At 68.8% G+C, this 15,662-nt stretch carries 16 protein-coding genes; 5 read left to right on the top strand and 11 right to left on the bottom strand.

The annotated features are described in order from the left end of the window. A partial coding sequence (locus ACIRB1_RS38880) for a DUF397 domain-containing protein (RefSeq protein ID WP_403468876.1) occupies positions 1-163 on the bottom strand: 163 nt, incomplete at its 3' end. Continuing rightward, positions 163-981 (bottom strand): helix-turn-helix domain-containing protein, encoded by an 819-nt coding sequence (locus ACIRB1_RS38885; RefSeq protein ID WP_403468850.1) that lies wholly within the window; start codon positions 979-981, stop codon positions 163-165. The genes ACIRB1_RS38880 and ACIRB1_RS38885, both read right to left, overlap by 1 nt. 112 nt (positions 982-1,093) lie before the next feature. On the opposite strand from ACIRB1_RS38885, the gene ACIRB1_RS38890 reads away from it, so the two are divergent. Continuing rightward, the gene (locus ACIRB1_RS38890) at positions 1,094-1,516 is read left to right on the top strand and encodes an ATP-binding protein (RefSeq protein ID WP_403468851.1); all 423 of its coding nucleotides are present in this window, start codon (positions 1,094-1,096) and stop codon (positions 1,514-1,516) included. Here ACIRB1_RS38890 and ACIRB1_RS38895 read toward each other — a convergent pair. Further along, entirely contained in the window at positions 1,507-3,621 is a 2,115-nt protein-coding gene (locus tag ACIRB1_RS38895; RefSeq protein ID WP_403468852.1) for a tetratricopeptide repeat protein, read from the bottom strand. The two genes, ACIRB1_RS38890 and ACIRB1_RS38895, sit on opposite strands and share 10 nt — an antisense overlap. Positions 3,622-3,779: 158 nt before the next feature. Between ACIRB1_RS38895 and ACIRB1_RS38900 the strand changes: the two genes are divergently transcribed. Further along, positions 3,780-4,580, top strand: a complete 801-nt coding sequence (locus ACIRB1_RS38900; RefSeq protein ID WP_352182308.1) for a DUF6461 domain-containing protein — start codon at positions 3,780-3,782, stop codon at positions 4,578-4,580. After that, positions 4,573-5,643 (top strand): DNA glycosylase AlkZ-like family protein, encoded by a 1,071-nt coding sequence (locus ACIRB1_RS38905; RefSeq protein ID WP_352182307.1) that lies wholly within the window; start codon positions 4,573-4,575, stop codon positions 5,641-5,643. Before ACIRB1_RS38900 ends, ACIRB1_RS38905 begins: the two co-directional genes overlap by 8 nt. Here the strand turns inward: ACIRB1_RS38905 and ACIRB1_RS38910 are convergent. Continuing rightward, positions 5,630-6,238, bottom strand: coding sequence for a YceI family protein (locus tag ACIRB1_RS38910; protein WP_352182306.1), 609 nt, complete (start codon positions 6,236-6,238; stop codon positions 5,630-5,632). The two genes, ACIRB1_RS38905 and ACIRB1_RS38910, sit on opposite strands and share 14 nt — an antisense overlap. A gap of 390 nt (positions 6,239-6,628) precedes the next feature. Here ACIRB1_RS38910 and ACIRB1_RS38915 point away from each other — a divergent pair, with 390 nt between their 5' ends. Further along, the gene (locus ACIRB1_RS38915) at positions 6,629-8,212 is read left to right on the top strand and encodes an acyl-CoA carboxylase subunit beta (protein ID WP_352182305.1); all 1,584 of its coding nucleotides are present in this window, start codon (positions 6,629-6,631) and stop codon (positions 8,210-8,212) included. A 57-nt stretch (positions 8,213-8,269) separates the two neighbouring features. After that, on the top strand, positions 8,270-8,461 hold the full coding sequence (locus ACIRB1_RS38920; protein WP_078652542.1) for an acyl-CoA carboxylase subunit epsilon: 192 nt from the start codon (positions 8,270-8,272) through the stop codon (positions 8,459-8,461). A gap of 400 nt (positions 8,462-8,861) precedes the next feature. Here the strand turns inward: ACIRB1_RS38920 and ACIRB1_RS38925 are convergent, their stop codons facing one another. The 7 genes from ACIRB1_RS38925 to ACIRB1_RS38955 form a co-directional block, all read right to left on the bottom strand. Next, positions 8,862-9,443, bottom strand: coding sequence for an ATP/GTP-binding protein (locus ACIRB1_RS38925; protein WP_009314218.1), 582 nt, complete (start codon positions 9,441-9,443; stop codon positions 8,862-8,864). Continuing rightward, on the bottom strand, positions 9,424-9,996 hold the full coding sequence (locus ACIRB1_RS38930) for a DUF742 domain-containing protein (protein WP_266772906.1): 573 nt from the start codon (positions 9,994-9,996) through the stop codon (positions 9,424-9,426). The genes ACIRB1_RS38925 and ACIRB1_RS38930 overlap by 20 nt, the downstream gene beginning before the upstream one ends. Positions 9,997-10,090: 94 nt before the next feature. After that, entirely contained in the window at positions 10,091-10,504 is a 414-nt protein-coding gene (locus ACIRB1_RS38935) for a roadblock/LC7 domain-containing protein (RefSeq protein ID WP_005479603.1), read from the bottom strand. Between the two features lie 10 nt (positions 10,505-10,514). Continuing rightward, positions 10,515-13,784, bottom strand: coding sequence for a nitrate- and nitrite sensing domain-containing protein (locus ACIRB1_RS38940; RefSeq protein WP_352182303.1), 3,270 nt, complete (start codon positions 13,782-13,784; stop codon positions 10,515-10,517). A 398-nt stretch (positions 13,785-14,182) separates the two neighbouring features. Continuing rightward, the gene (locus tag ACIRB1_RS38945; protein ID WP_266772908.1) at positions 14,183-14,758 is read right to left on the bottom strand and encodes an ATP/GTP-binding protein; all 576 of its coding nucleotides are present in this window, start codon (positions 14,756-14,758) and stop codon (positions 14,183-14,185) included. Beyond that, a complete protein-coding gene (locus tag ACIRB1_RS38950) occupies positions 14,739-15,137 on the bottom strand; it encodes a DUF742 domain-containing protein (protein ID WP_019058642.1) in 399 nt (132 codons plus the stop codon). The genes ACIRB1_RS38945 and ACIRB1_RS38950 overlap by 20 nt, the downstream gene beginning before the upstream one ends. Positions 15,138-15,248: 111 nt before the next feature. Then, positions 15,249-15,662, bottom strand: coding sequence for a roadblock/LC7 domain-containing protein (locus ACIRB1_RS38955; RefSeq protein ID WP_005479910.1), 414 nt, complete (start codon positions 15,660-15,662; stop codon positions 15,249-15,251).

The raw sequence follows: 15,662 nt of genomic DNA on the forward strand, positions 1-15,662 counted from the left end.
AGACGGTGAGCATGGGACCGGCCGGGACCTTGGAGTCACGGACGTGGACGGCGGAGGGGTGAGCGGCAACCTCGACGCAATCGCCGCCCTCGCTGCCGCTGTAGCTGGACTTGAACCACGCCAGCTCGTCCGATCGGTTCTGCCCCCGCGCTGCGGTGTTCATCAGTCTCCTAGCAGTCCGTTCAGGAGGCGCGCACTCTCGGAGGGAGTGAGAGCCTGAGACCGCAGCATTCCATACTTGTGGTGATAGTCGCTGACCTCATCGGGATCATCGACGAGGAAGCTCGCGCGCTGTACCTCCAGCCACACCAGGCGCTCGTGGGCAGGTGTCTCCAGCAGGACCATCGGGCCGTCGAGACAGGCGTGCGGTGTCCGGTCCGTCGGCATGATCTGCATGCTCATGTGCACGGGCTCGGTGAAGTCCAGGATCTGCTGGATCTGCGCGCGCGTGATCTCCGGACTGCCGACCTGCCTCCGCAGGACGCTCTCCTCGATGATGAAGTGCCCGACCGGCGGCCGTTCGCGCTGCCAGATCAGCTGCCGCTGCATCCGGTTGTCCACCCACTGCTCAGCGGTCTCGTCCCCGAGCGCCGGATACCGGTATTCGAAGACGGCCCGGCAATAGTCCCTGGTCTGAAGGAGCCCAGGCACCACGAGGCTCTGATACGACAGGATGCTGAGCGCCTCCTGCTCGTTCTCGACGAGGTCCTGCGCGAATGACGGCATCCGCTCGCGGACGGGCAACTTGTCCACCAACGCGAACAACGCCTCACCCGTACCCAGCAGTTCATCGAACTCGATGGCCCGATTGTCCTGGAGCGCGAGCCTCCCCTGCTCGATGGACCTGATGGTGTCGATGTGCAGGTTCGCCACCTCCGCGAACCGCTCCTGTGTGAGCCCCGCCTTCTTCCGGAAGTGGGCGACCAGCCCGCCGACCGCCTGCCACGTACCGACCTTCTTGGGCCGCTTCGCCGATTGCATGCGTGTCCCTTTCCCCCGCGCACACCCGAAGTCGTCGTAGTGAGGTCGTAGAGAAAACACATACGACCTCACTCACTGACCCACGATAGTGACTGCCTGTGACAGTGGCCTCATGAATGAACAACCTCAACGCAGCCACACCCGCGAGGCGTTCTACCGAAGGGACCGCAGATCGGTCGCCCTGGCCCGCACCTTCACCCGCACCGCCCTGGCGGACTGGGAGATCACCGCCCGCACCGACGATGTGCTGCTCTGCGTAAGCGAGTTGACGACCAACGCGATCCTCCACGGCGCACCCCCGGGCCGCGGCCTCGCCCTCCGTCTCCGCATCCACCTCGACGGCGTCCTCCGCGTGGAGGTCCACGACAGCGGCACGGTCGTCGAACTCCGCGGAATCCGCACCCCGTACCGCTCACTGGACGCGGAGAACGGCCGCGGCCTGATGCTCGTCGCCGCGGTGGCGGACAAGTGGGGGGTGGGGGAGCGGGTGCCGGGGAAGGTGGTGTGGTGCGAGTTCGCGGTGGACTACGGGTGAGCGTTCCGCCGGGTCACCTCACGCAGCTCGGTGATCCTGCGCTCCTCGGAGGCGACGCGTCGACCGTCGTCGAGGGATACCCACCAGTCCCGGGCACGGGTGTGCGCCGCGAGGGCCTTGCCGTACAGCCCGAGTTCCGTCCAGGTCACCCCCAGGTCGCTCCAGGCCCCGGCCCTGCCGTACCAGTTGCCGAGTTCGGCGTTCAGTCCCAGACACCGGGTGAGGGCGGTGACGGACTCGTCGTGGCGGCCGAGTTCGCGGTAGGTGATGCCGAGCGTGTGCCGTACCGACGACTCGCCCGGCTTCTCGCCGAGTTCCAGGAACGTGGCGAGTGCCGCTTCCAGGGCGTCGCACGCCTCGTCGCGGCGACCCGACCGGGACAGAACGCGGCCGAGATTCTGGTGCGCGACGGCCACCTCGTACCGCAGGCCCAACGTGGTGTTGATACGCATGCTCCGCGTGTAGGCGTCGATCGCGTCGCCGTGCCGCTCCAGCGCCTCCAGGGCGAACCCGAGGTTGTTCCACGCCATGGCCTGTCCATCGCGGTTGCCGAGCTGCTCGAAGAGGTCCAGTGCTCGCCGCTGGACGGCCGCGGCCTCGGTGAATCGCTTCAGGCAGTGGAGAGCGCTGCCGAGAGAGAGCCGTGCCATGGCCTCACCGGTGACGTGGCGGGCTCGGAGGGCGGCGTCGCACGCGGCCGTCGCCACGGTGGCCCAGTCGTCGAAGGCCCGTAGCCGCTCAAGGTAACTGTCCAGGCAGAGGGCGAGCCACATGACGGTGTGGAGCTGTTCCGTGTCCTCGGTGTCGGTCCACCCGGCGGCGGCCAGCAGTCCGGTGCGCTCGGAATCGAGCCATTGCAGGGCGTGCTCCCGGTCCTCGAAGTAGGCCCCCTCGGACGGGCGCAGCTGGACATGTGCCTTGGCCGCCAGGGCCAGTTGGGAGTAGTAGCCCAGCAGTCGCTTCCGGCCCTCGGCCGCGTTCTCGCGCAATCCGGGACCGTCGGCGACGGAGCGGGCGTAGAGCCGTACGAGGTCATGCATCCGCCAGCGGTCGTCACCCGGGATCGCGGTGAGGAGGGAGACAGCGGTCAGCTCGTCGAGGAGCGGCATCAGGTGCTCCGGGTCCAGACCGGTCAGGTTGGCCGCCGGCCCGATCCCGATACTGTCCCCGGGGGCCTGCCCCAACAGCGCGAAGACGCGGGCGAGTTCAGGCTCCATCCGCGCGTACATCACGTCGAACACGGGCCGCAGACTCAGTTCCTTGCCGTACTGGTCGACTCCCTTGGCCCGCAGTGCCCGTACGCGATCCCCGGCCGCCCGCAACTCACCCACCAGCGTGGAGACCGGCCGCTGCCGACGCCGCCGCAGCAACGCCGAGACGATCAGCAGGGCAAGGGGCAAGTGGCCGCACAGCTCGATGAGTTGACGTACGGCCTCGGGCTCCTCCGCAACCCGACCGTCCCCGGGGTCGAAGCGCCGTAGTGACCGGTCCACCAGCTCCCGTGACGCGTCCAGCGACAGCCCGTCGACCCTGAACTGCCGTACCGGAAGGGAGTCCTGGACCTCCCGGGACGTCACCAGGACCCGATGGCCACCCCCTTCTCCCGGCAGCAGGGGAGCGATCTGTGCCGGGTCGGAGGCGTTGTCGAGGACGATCAGCACCGGGTCACGGGAACCCAACTCGCCCCGATAGCGCGCGTACTGCTCATCAGCGGTAGGCGGCAGATCCGCGTCCTCCACCCCCAGCGCCCGCAGCAGCGCCGGCACCGCCTGATCCGCGGTCACCGGAACGTCGTCGTACCCCCGCAGATCGACGAAGAGCGCACCCCCGGAGAACCAGCCCCGCCCCCGCGCCCGATGCGCGACGGACAACGCCAGCGCGGTCTTTCCGACGCCGCCGAGCCCCGAGACGGCGGAGATGACGACGGACTCGGACCCTTCACCCGCACCGGGATCGAGGGCACCCAACAGCTCGGCCACCTCGCCCTCACGGCCGGTGAAGACGGCCGGCGCGGCAGGCAACGCGGAGAGCGCGGTGGGCGACGGCGCCGCGCGCGGTGACTCGGACTTGCCGGTGACGGGGCCGTAGAACGTACTGCCCCGCATGTCGATGTGATCCCCGTCGCCCACTCGCCCCGCCCGCCGTCCGTGCCCGCGCGGCACCAGCCACTGCCGTACCCCCATAGTGCCCGGGTTGTCAGTGGTGCGTCCTAGGGTCGAGAGACACAGGCAGGGTGTCTGTGCGCAGCGGAAGGGGGCGGCACGTGGGCGACGGCCTTCAGTGGATGGTGGGTGCCACGACGAGTTCCGGGTGGATGCTGGACGTCCACTTCGCCCGCGGCATCGGCGCCGAGGAGCTCGCACGCCGCATGGGCGCCCCGCGCGGTGCGAGGGCGGAACCCATGACCGACGTCGAGGTGGCCCACCTCGACGTCGACGCCTACCCCGAGCGAGGGCCGGGCAGCGCCGTGATCCGCGTCGGCGAGGACGCGGGATGGACGTTCGCCATCACCTACGGGCCTTACCTCGACCGACTGGCGGACATCTCACGGGACGGCGTTGAAGCGGTCCACTACCACTACAACTCGGAGCACCCGCCCACCGTCGTCCTGTACGCGCGCGACGGCCGCACCATCTGCGGATACGGGCTCTGCGAGGAGAGCAACCGCTTCGGGGACGAACCGGATCTGCTCCTGCCCGACCTCGTCGCCGCCGGAATCCTGCGCCCCGGCGGAAAGACCTACCGCGCGTCCCGCATCGACGACTACCCCGACCGCAAGCGCCTCGGCCTGGCCGTCTTCGAGGACCGCTTCGGCCTGTCCCTGCCCCGCTCCGCACTCGCCGAGGACCCCCTCCCGGTGTACGCGATCATGGGTTCACCGGCCCCCGACTTCGACGAGATCTCCGTGTGGGCCGCGGCCAACGAGAAACCGTCGCCCGACCCACACCTGCGGCTGATCCCGGCCGGCCTGCGGAAGGACTACGAGCGGGCCACCGACCCCGAGTGGTGGCAGCGGAGGACACACCACCTCCCGGCACGCGTCGAGTGGAGCCCCCGTGCATGAGCTCACCCGCTCCCAGGCCCGCAGAATCGCCGTCCAGGCCCAACTCCTCGACGCCGACCGGCCCACGGAACTCCATGCCGTCGTACGACAGTTGACGCTTCTCCAGATCGACCCCACCGCCGTGATCGCCCCGAACGCCGACTTGGTCGCGTGGAGTCGCCTCGGCTCGGCGTACGCCCGGGAAGACCTCACCACCGCGCTCGCGAACCGGACCCTCCTCGAACTGCGCGCGATGATCCGTCCGAGCGAGGACCTGGCGCTGTACCGCGCCGACATGGCCGTGTGGGAGAGGGAGTCGAAGCACTACCGCGAGTGGGTCGCCGCGAACGACGCGTGCAGACGGGACATTCTGGACCGGCTCGGAAGTCAAGGGCCGCTCACCTCACGGGAGTTGCCCGACACGTGCGCGGTGCCGTGGAAGTCGTCGGGGTGGACGCACCACCGCAACGTCAGCCAGTTGCTGGAGCTGATGGTGCTGCGGGTAGAGGTCGCCGTCGCGGGGCGGGCGGGGCGGGAGCGGCTGTGGGACCTGGCCGCACGCGTCTACCCGGACGAACCCGCCGTACCGGTCGACGAAGCCCGCCGACGGCGGAACGAACGGCGGCTGCGCGCCCTCGGGATCGCCCGGGCCACCGGCACCGCACTCCCGGTCGAACCCGCTGTCGTCGGCGACGCCGGTGAAGCCGCCGTCGTAGCAGGGGTGAAGGGGGAGTGGCGGGTCGATCCGGCCTACCTCGACCGGCCGTTCAGCGGGCGGGCCGCACTGCTGTCGCCCTTCGACCGGCTGCTCCACGACCGGAAGCGCACCACCGAACTCTTCGGCTACGACTACCAGTTGGAGATGTACAAGCCGGCCGAGAAGCGCCGCTGGGGATACTTCGCACTGCCGATCCTCTACGGCGACCGGCTCGTCGGGAAGCTCGACGCCACCGCCGACCGCAAGGCCGGCGTGCTCCTGGTGAACGCCGTCCATCAGGACGTGGAGTTCAGCAGGAGCATCGCCGATGCCGTGGACGCCGAGATCGAGGATCTGGCGGTGTGGCTGGACCTCAGGCGTTCTTGATCGCCGAGATGTCGAAGTTCAGCTTGATCTTCTCGGAGACGAGGACGCCACCGGTCTCCAGCGTCGCGTTCCACGTGAGGCCGAAGTCGGAGCGCAGGATCTCGGCCTTGCCCTCGAAGCCGACGCGCTCGTTGCCGAACGGGTCCTTGGCCGCGCCGTTGAACTCCAGGTCGATGGTGAGCGGCTTGGTGGTGCCGAGGATCTCCAGGTCACCGGTGATGCGGTAGTCGTCGCCACCGAGGGACTCGGCGGAGGTGGAGCGGAAGGTCATCGACGGGAACTCGTCCGTCTTGAAGAAGTCCGAGCTCTTGAGGTGACCGTCGCGGTCCGGCGAGCCGGTGTCGATGCTGTCCATCTTGACGTCCAGCGACGCGGTGGACTTGCTCGGGTCTGAACCGTCCAGGTGCAGCGTGCCGGAGAAGTCGAGGAACTTGCCCTTGACGTTGGTGACCATCGCGTGCCGGGCGGTGAAGCCGAGCGTGGTGTGCGCCGGGTCGATCGTGTAGTCGCCGGTCAGCGCGGCCAGGTCGGGGTTGGCGACGGCGGGTGCCGAGGTGGCGTCGGTGTCGTCGCTCTTGCGGCCGAAGATGCCCATGACGTGCTCCTAAGGGGGACGGGAAGCGTGCTGGATCGAATCTGTTGAACGTTCAACGAAGTGAACAAGAAGGACCGTAGACCTATTCCATTCAATTTTCAACATCATCCGCAGGGTGTTGAGCCAACTACTACGGGCCACTTCTACGAGTACGCTCTCCCGGCGCTCCCGGCAACGCGAGAATCACTCCGGTGATGGCATCCGCCCGAGGTGAATGTGAGGTGGCTCTCAGCTGTCAGCTTTGTGTAACCCCTACAACCAGCATGCCCCGTGAGCAGTCGGAACGGCTGCATACCGGTGAGGTTCTGTTCAGGGGTGCCAGGAAAACGGGCCGGAGACTGTGCAGAGTCGACGGCGCCCTTTCGTTGGTGTCCTTCGTAGGGTCGGTACATGACCGTTTTGGATGAGGCGCCGGGTGAGCCGACGGACGCGCGAGGGCGAGTGGCCGAGCTGCACGAGATCCGTGCGCGGGCACTGGCCGGCCCGAGCGAGAAGGCGACCGAGGCGCAGCACGCCAAGGGGAAGCTGACCGGTCGGGAGCGCATCGACCTGCTCCTCGACCCCGGGTCCTTCCGTGAGGTCGAGCAGCTGCGCCGGCACCGCGCCGTGGGCTTCGGTCTGGAGGCCAAGAAGCCGTACACCGACGGTGTCATCACCGGCTGGGGCACGGTCGAGGGCCGCACGGTCTTCGTCTACGCGCACGACTTCCGTATCTTCGGCGGCGCCCTGGGCGAGGCCCACGCCACGAAGATCCACAAGATCATGGACATGGCCATCGCGGCCGGCGCGCCCCTGGTCTCCCTGAACGACGGCGCCGGCGCCCGTATCCAGGAGGGCGTCTCCGCCCTCGCCGGCTACGGCGGCATCTTCCAGCGCAACACCAAGGCCTCCGGCGTCATCCCGCAGATCAGCGTGATGCTCGGCCCGTGCGCGGGCGGCGCGGCCTACAGTCCCGCCCTCACCGACTTCGTCTTCATGGTCCGCGAGACCTCGCAGATGTTCATCACCGGCCCGGACGTCGTCAAGGCGGTCACCGGCGAGGAGATCACGCAGAACGGCCTCGGCGGTGCCGACGTGCACGCCGAGACCTCCGGCGTCTGCCACTTCGCCTACGACGACGAGGAGACCTGCCTCGCCGAGGTGCGCTACCTCCTGTCGATGCTCCCGCAGAACAACCGGGAGAACCCGCCGCGCGCCGAGTCGAGCGACGAGGCCGACCGCCGCTCGGACATCCTGCTGGACCTGGTCCCGGCCGACGGCAACCGGCCGTACGACATGGCCAAGGTCATCGAGGAGATCGTCGACGACGGCGACTACCTGGAGGTCCACGAGCGCTGGGCCCGCAACATCATCTGCGCGCTGGCCCGCCTCGACGGCCAGGTCGTCGGCATCGTCGCCAACCAGCCGCAGAGCCTCGCGGGGGTCCTGGACATCGAGGCCAGCGAAAAAGCTGCGCGCTTTGTCCAGATGTGTGACGCTTTTAACATTCCGATCGTTACGTTCCTGGACGTTCCGGGATTCCTTCCCGGCGTCGACCAGGAACACGGCGGAATCATCCGGCACGGAGCGAAGCTGCTCTACGCGTACTGCAACGCCACCGTGCCGAGGATTTCGCTCATCCTGCGCAAGGCGTACGGAGGTGCCTACATCGTCATGGACAGCCAGTCCATCGGCGCCGACCTCACCTACGCCTGGCCCACCAACGAGATCGCCGTGATGGGCGCCGAAGGCGCCGCCAACGTCATCTTCCGCCGCCAGATCGCCGACGCCGAGGACCCCGAGGCGATGCGGACGCGCATGGTCAAGGAGTACAAGTCCGAGCTGATGCACCCGTACTACGCGGCCGAGCGCGGACTCGTCGACGACGTCATCGACCCCGCCGAGACCCGCGAAGTACTCATCAGGTCGCTCGCGATGCTGCACACCAAGCACGCGGACCTGCCCTCCCGCAAGCACGGCAACCCCCCGCAGTAACCCAGCGGATCCTTCGCGGTCCTTCCGCGGAAACCTCTCTCACGGAGACTGAGACCTATGAGCACCCCTGACATTCGTGTCGAGAAGGGCCACGCCGAGCCCGAGGAAGTCGCCGCCATCACGGCCATCCTCCTGGCCCGCGCCGCGGCCGCCCCTGCCGAGGCCCCGGCCCACCGCCCGCTCCCCAAGGCCGGCTGGCGCCGGTTGGAGCGCGAGGGCGGATTCCGGGCCCCGCACAGCTGGCACTGAGGCGTTCAGCGCGTTCACGGCGACCCCGCTCTCCCTTGGGAGGGCGGGGTCGCTGGTGTTTGCGGGTGAGCCGATGAGGAGGCTCTTGCGCAGAGGTGTGGTCGTGCCGGAGTCCGCCTCGCCCCGCAGCAGGGCCCTGGACGCCCCGCCCGGTGCCGATTCCACCCGCATCCCGGGCCGGCGCCCCGGACTCCTCCCAGCCGCTCAGATCCGGCCTGAGCGGCAGCGCGCGGGCCGGCAGGGCACGGCGAAGGGTCCCTCTCGACAACAAGAGGGACCCTTCGGGAAGCGTCAGCGAAAGCGCCCCACAGGGGCGCGGGGAACTGCGCGAGGAGCCAGCCACGAACTACCCGACAGACGGTCAACTACCGTTACAGGCAACCCAGTAGCCGTCCGCGCCCTACCGCAGGCGTGCCATCAGCGCGTGCTCGACCAACGTGATCAGAGCCGACTTGGCGTCCGCGCGGTGGCGGGCATCGGTGGTGATGATCGGGGTGTCCGGGCCGATCTGAAGGGCCTCGCGGACCTCGTCCGGGTTGTACGGCTGCTGGCCGTCGAAGCCGTTGAGGGCGATGACGAAGGGCAGACCCGAGTTCTCGAAGTAGTCGACCGCGGGGAAGCAGTCGGCGAGACGACGGGTGTCCACGAGCACGATCGCGCCGATCGCGCCGCGCACCAGGTCGTCCCACATGAACCAGAAGCGGTCCTGACCGGGCGTGCCGAACAGGTACAGGATCAGGTCCTGGTCCAGGGTGATGCGTCCGAAGTCCATGGCGACCGTCGTGGTCGTCTTGTCTCCGGTGTGGGTGAGGTCGTCGATGCCCGCCGACGCGGACGTCATCACGGCCTCGGTACGCAGCGGGTTGATCTCCGAGACGGCCCCGACGAACGTGGTCTTGCCCACGCCGAAGCCACCCGCCACCACGATCTTCGCCGAGGTGGTGGAGCGGGAAGGACCGCCGCTAGAGCTTGCGAAGTCCACTGAGCACCCTTTCGAGCAGTGTCACGTCTGGCTGGCCGCCGGCGTTCTCGTCGCCGCCGGGCTGATGAATGGCGACCAGGCCCGCCTCCGCCAAGTCGGCGACGAGGATCCTGGCCACACCGAGAGGGATCGTCAGGAGGGCCGAGATCTCGGCCACCGACTTGATCTCCCGGCAGAGGTTGCAGATCCGCTGATGCTCGGGCAACTGGCCCTGCATCTGGTGCGGCTGCGCGGTGGTGTGCACCAGCGCCTCGATGGCGAGCTGGTAGCGGGGGCGCGTCCGGCCGCCGGTCATGGCGTAGGGACGCACCAGGGGATTGCTCGTCGACCCCGCGGGCGCCGACTCGGGGGAGCGTCGATGGGGCTGCACCGGCTGGATCCGCGGCGCCGGCGGCTGGTCGTACGGCGAAGGACCGGGGCCCTGCGGGTACGGCTGGCGGCGCGGGGAAGGGGAAGAGGGGAAGTTGTACCGGTTCTGGGAACCGTCGCCCTGTCCCTGGCCGGGACCGTACGACCAGTTGCCCGAAGACGAACCGCCTGGGGGTGTTGCCACTTTCTCCTCCTCCGACTGTGCCGGGCACCCATCAATGTGGAGCCGCGTCCCGAAACCTTATGGCCTCGGGACGCCAAAACGCACCGTCCGTCTGTTAGTTGAGAAGGCTCCCCTGGAGCTCAGCTCGAAGGTCTGGGGTCAGAACAGTGCCGGCGCGGTCCACCAGAAGGGCCATCTCGTACCCAATGAGGCCGATGTCCGCCTCGGGGTGCGCGAGAACCGCGAGCGAGGAACCATCGGATACGGACATGATGAACAGGAATCCCCGCTCCATCTCCACAACCGTCTGATTCACGCTGCCGCCCTCGAAGATGCGCGAGGCACCGGCGGTCAGCGAGGTAAGACCCGACGCTACGGCCGCCAACTGGTCGGCACGGTCGCGCGGGAACCCTTCGGACATCGCCAGAAGGAGTCCGTCGGCGGAGACCACCACCGTGTGGGACACCCCCGGGGTGTTGTCCACGAAGTTGGTGATCAACCAGTTCAGGTTCTGCGCCGCCTGGCTCATCGGGCTCACACTAACGCTCCTGGTTGTAGGTGCTGTCAGAGCCGAAGCCCTGACCGTTCGTTTCGCTGCCTTCGCTGCGTCCCCGCTGGACCCCGCGGCGCAGGTTGCTCAGCCTGCCCCGGATGTCCTCGGGAGCGCGGGAGACCTGGGGGCCGCCCTGGGGAGTGCTCTCGGCGGTGCCCTCGACCAGGTTGGCCTTGGGTACCCGCCGCGGCAGGCCGGAGGAGGTGACCCCGCCCGCCTTCGGCTTCTTCAGCGCCGAGGCCTGCTGCCAGCGCTCGTCGTTCGCCGACCGCCAGTCCACGGTGCCGGTGCCGCCGTTCGCGGTGCCGAAGACGTCGACCTTGCTCTCCGGCGCGGCCGACGGCCCCTGCTGCGCGGGCCCCGAGCCGTTCGTGCCGCTCGCGGCCGAACCGCGGCGCGGCAGTCCGGCGTCGGTCAGCGCGTGCACGGCGGAGGGCGCCGGTCCCGGACGCTCGAAGCCTACGTGGTCCCGCTCACTGACGTCAGCGGCCTGCGTCGACTCCGCTTCCGGAGCGTACTGGTCCGGATACCCGTTGCGGTAGCCGTCCTGCTGCGGCCAGTCGTCCTGGTAGGACGGCTCTTCGAAGCCCGGATACGTCTCCGGGGCCGCGGGGTGCGCGGACGCGTGCTCCTCCCGCGCCGGCTCCGCGTAACCCGGCTCCGGGTAACCGCCGTTCGACGGGAAGGAGTCGGGGAAGGCGTCGCCCTGCGGCAGCCCGCCGTTCGGCGCGAAGTACTGCTCGTCGTACGTGGGCTGCTGCGGCTCGTCGTACGACGTCTGCTGCTGCTCCTCGTACGCCGGCCGGCCGGTGAAGCCCGTCGGCTGGTCCTGGTAGCCCTGCTGGCCGTTGCCGTACGGCTGCTGCTGGGGCTCGTCGAACTCGGTGAACTCCGGGTAGTCGCCGGCCTCGGACTCCTGGCCCGGCTTCTGGGTCTCCAGGGCCGCGCGGCGCTCCTCGCGCATCAGCGAGCGGCCCACCGGGTCCAGCTCGCGGATGTCGTCCGGCACCTCGGAGTAGCGGGTGTCGTCGAAGCCGAGTTCGGCCGCCGTGCGCATCGGGGCGTGGTTGAAGTCCTCGCCCTGGAACTGCTGCTGCGACTGCTCCGGCATGATCTGCGAGACGGTGAACTCGTCGCGCTGGAGCTGGGATTCGCCACCGCCACCATGGGTGATCGCGTCCGGCAGCATGACCAGCGAGGTGGTGCCGGCCTGCTCGCCCGAGGGGCGGAGCTGGACGCGGATGCCGTGCCGGTCGGAGAGGCGGCCGACCACGAACAGGCCCATGCGCTGGGAGATCGCGACGTCCACGGTCGGCGGGTTGGCCAGCTTGTGGTTGATGTCCGCGAAGTCCTCGGCGGTGAGGCCGATGCCCTTGTCGTGGATCTCGATCATGACGCGGCCGTCCGGGAGCCGGGTGGCCGTCACACGAACCTTGGTCTGCGGGGAGGAGAACGTCGTCGCGTTCTCCAGCAGCTCGGCGAGCAGGTGCACGAGGTCGGTCACGGCGCGGCCGTGGATCTCGGCCTCCGGGACGCCCGACAGCTCGATGCGCTCGTACTGCTCCACCTCGGAGGAGGCGGCGCGCAGCACGTCCACCAGCGGGACCGGCTGGTCCCAGCGGCGGCCGGGCTCCTCGCCCGCGAGGACCAGGAGGTTCTCGCCGTTGCGGCGCATACGGGTCGCGAGGTGGTCCAGCCGGAAGAGGTTCTCCAGCTGGTCCGGGTCGGCCTCGTTGTTCTCCAGGTCGGTGATCAGGGTCAGCTGGCCCTCGATCAACGACTGGTTGCGGCGCGACAGGTTGGTGAAGATCGCGTTGATGTTGCCGCGCAGGAGGGCCTGCTCGGCGGCCAGTCGTACGGCCTCGCGGTGGACCTGGTCGAAGGCGCGGGCGACTTCGCCGATCTCGTCCGTGGTGGTGATGGGGATCGGCTGGACGCGGGTGTCCACGCGGCCGGGGTCGGTGCGCGAGAGCTGGTCGACCAGCATCGGCAGGCGCTGCTCGGCGATCCCGAAGGCGGCGTTGCGCAGCTGGCGCATCGCGCGGCTCATCTGGCGGGCGACCATGCCGGCCAGGATGAACGCGGCGAGCAGCGCGACCACGACGGCGGCACCGGTGATGATCGCCGACTGCTTGGCATCGTCCGCGATGTTGGCGGCCTCGCTCACCGCGGTGTCGGCGAGGTCGGACTCGATCTTGTGATACGCGTTGTACTGGAGGGTCGTGACCGCCCACCAGTTCTGCGCGGTGATGCCCTTCGTGGCGAGCGCCTCGCGGTAGGAGGCGTCGGTGCCGCCGAGGGTCGCGAGCGCGGTGACCATCGTGGTCGGATCGGCGGGCGGGGCCACGTAGTTCGGGTCCTTGGCCTTGGCCTGCTGGACCATGGCCGCGCCGTCGGTCGTCATCTTCTTCTGGGCCGCCGCGAGCTTGTCGGCGTCGGCCTGGGTGCCACCACCGGTGTACTCCTCGATGGCGATGCGCTCGAGATAGGCGTACGACGAGAGGGCGACCCGCTGGCTGGCCAGGTTCCCGGCGTCGGGACCCGGCTTGACCAGCATGTGCATGCCGATCGAGCGGTCCAGCGACAGCGCGGCCTTGGTGAGCGAGATCGCGTAGACGGTACGGCCGTAGCTGGTGATGTTGCCGGTGCCCAGACCGAGTTCGTTGGCGAACTCCATCAGGGGGTGGGCGATCTCCGTGTAGCCCTCTTCGGTCTGCACACCGGTGAGCTTGGTGGTGTACGCGGCCGCGCGCAGCGACTGGAGGGTGGGCTCCTCGGCGCGGAAGAGTTTCAGACGGCGCTTCAGACCGGCGGTCTGGGGCATGTTCTGGGCGGCGGCGTCGAAGGCGTCGGCGGCCTGGTCGGTGTTCTTGCGGACCGCGGTGACCGTCGCCTTGTCGTTGCCCAGGAGCAGGGGGGCGGCGCTGCTGTCGCGCTCGACGTACAGCGCGTCGCCGTAGTTGAGGGCGGCCTGCACCAGGCGGGCGGTCTTCTCCGCGTCCTCGGCGTTCTGCCAGGTGTCGATCGAGCTCCGCACCTGGAAGCCGCCCATGACGAGGCCGACCACCACGGGTATGAGCAGGATCGCGTTCAGCCGGGTCGGTACCCGCCAGTTCCGCGGGGAGAGCCGGCTGCCGCTCGGAGGGGGCGGTGCCGAGGGCTCCGAGCCTGGCACAGGGGCGGGCGCCGCTCCGCGCGGCGGCGGGGTGAAGTTGCCCCGGGCCGACGGCTCGGGACCGTTCTTGCTTCGCCTCACTCGACCAACAACCTTCCGGCGGTCGGCACCTATCCTCGTGCCGCAGTGTCTCAAGCCCGTCAACGACCTCTGCCTATCAGTACGTCGTTGACTATTGGGCAGTTCACGCATTCCAGCACGTCGGCATCCGCGATTCCAAACAGTCGGAACCGCGGATTCCGAGTGATGTAAGCCCCAGATAAAACGGTCATAAAGAGCGAGCCCCGTCAAAAGACGGGGCTTTGTTAGCGCAGCGACACCGGATGACCGCGACGCGTTGCGATACCACCCGATTCCTCTGCCGAAACGTTATGAACACCGGGGCCGACCGTGTCAAAGGCCACAGTCGGCTCCGGAGTGTCTACGACAACTGCCGTACATCGCTATCGACTTGAGCAGTGCGTCAGGGTCGGCCGAAGCTAGCGCAGCCGGGCCATGAGTGCGTGCTCGACCAGCGTGATCAGCGCACTCTTCGCGTCCGAGCGGTGCCGGGCGTCCGTCGTGATGATCGGCGCGTCCGGACCGATCTGTAGCGCCTCGCGCACCTCCTCCGGAGAGTACGGCTGGTGCCCGTCGAAGCCGTTGAGGGCGATGACGAAGGGCAGACCCGAGTTCTCGAAGTAGTCGACCGCGGGGAAGCAGTCGGCGAGACGACGGGTGTCGACCAGGACCACGGCGCCGATCGCGCCGCGCACCAGGTCGTCCCACATGAACCAGAAGCGGTCCTGACCCGGCGTACCGAAGAGGTACAGGATCAGGTCCTGGTCCAGGGTGATGCGTCCGAAGTCCATGGCCACCGTGGTGGTGGTCTTGTCCCCGGTGTGGGTGAGGTCGTCGATGCCCGCGCTGGCGGACGTCATGACGGCCTCCGTGCGCAGCGGGTTGATCTCCGAGACGGCACCCACGAACGTGGTCTTGCCGACGCCGAAGCCACCCGCCACCACGATCTTCGCGGAGGTGGTCGCCCGCCCTCCGTCAGAGCTTGCGAAGTCCACTGAGCACCCTTTCGAGCAGCGTCACGTCCGGTGCGCCGCCGTTGTTCTCGTCGCCGCCCGGCTGGTGGATGGCCACCAGTCCGGCCTCGGCGAGGTCCGCGACGAGGATCCTGGCCACACCGAGGGGCATGGCGAGGAGTGCCGACACCTCCGCGACCGACTTGACCTCGCGGCACAGGTGGCAGATGCGCTGGTGCTCAGGGAGCAGTCCCATCAGCGCTGCCGGATCGGCCGTGGTGCTGATCAGGGCCTCTATGGCGAGCTGGTAGCGCGGCCGGGTCCGGCCGCCGGTCATCGCATACGGACGTACCAGCGGCTGGTCGCCCTCGTCCCCGTACGGCTCGGCGTACGGATCATGAGAGGCGGTGGGCGGGGTCATGAATCCTCCGGGCGGGACAGCAAGTCGGTCGGGCTAGCCGTCTGACAGGGCCGGTGGGGGGATTGTGGCGGCCGGACGGTGATTTGGTGAGACGGGTGGTACCGGGGCCGGTCAGTGAAGCAGACTGCCCTGGAGTTCGGCGCGCAGATCCGGTGTGAGGACCGCCCCTGCACGGTCGACGAGGAGTGCCATCTCGTAGCCCACGAGGCCGATGTCGCACTCGGGGTGTGCGAGCACGGCCAGGGACGAGCCGTCCGAGACGGACATGAGGAAGAGGAATCCCCGCTCCATCTCTACGACCGTCTGTGCCACGTCGCCGCCCTCGAAGATCCGGGACGCCCCGGCCGTCAGCGAGGTGAGCCCGGAGGCCACGGCCGCGAGCTGGTCTGCGCGGTCGCGCGGGAACCCTTCCGACATGGCCAGAAGGAGTCCGTCGGCCGACACGACGACGGTGTGGGACACACCCGGGGTGTTGTCCACGAAGTTGGTTATCAACCAGTTGAGGTTCTGTGCCGCCTGGCTCAT

The sequence above is a fragment of the Streptomyces sp. NPDC096013 genome (assembly GCF_044763565.1).
Lineage (GTDB): Bacteria > Actinomycetota > Actinomycetes > Streptomycetales > Streptomycetaceae > Streptomyces.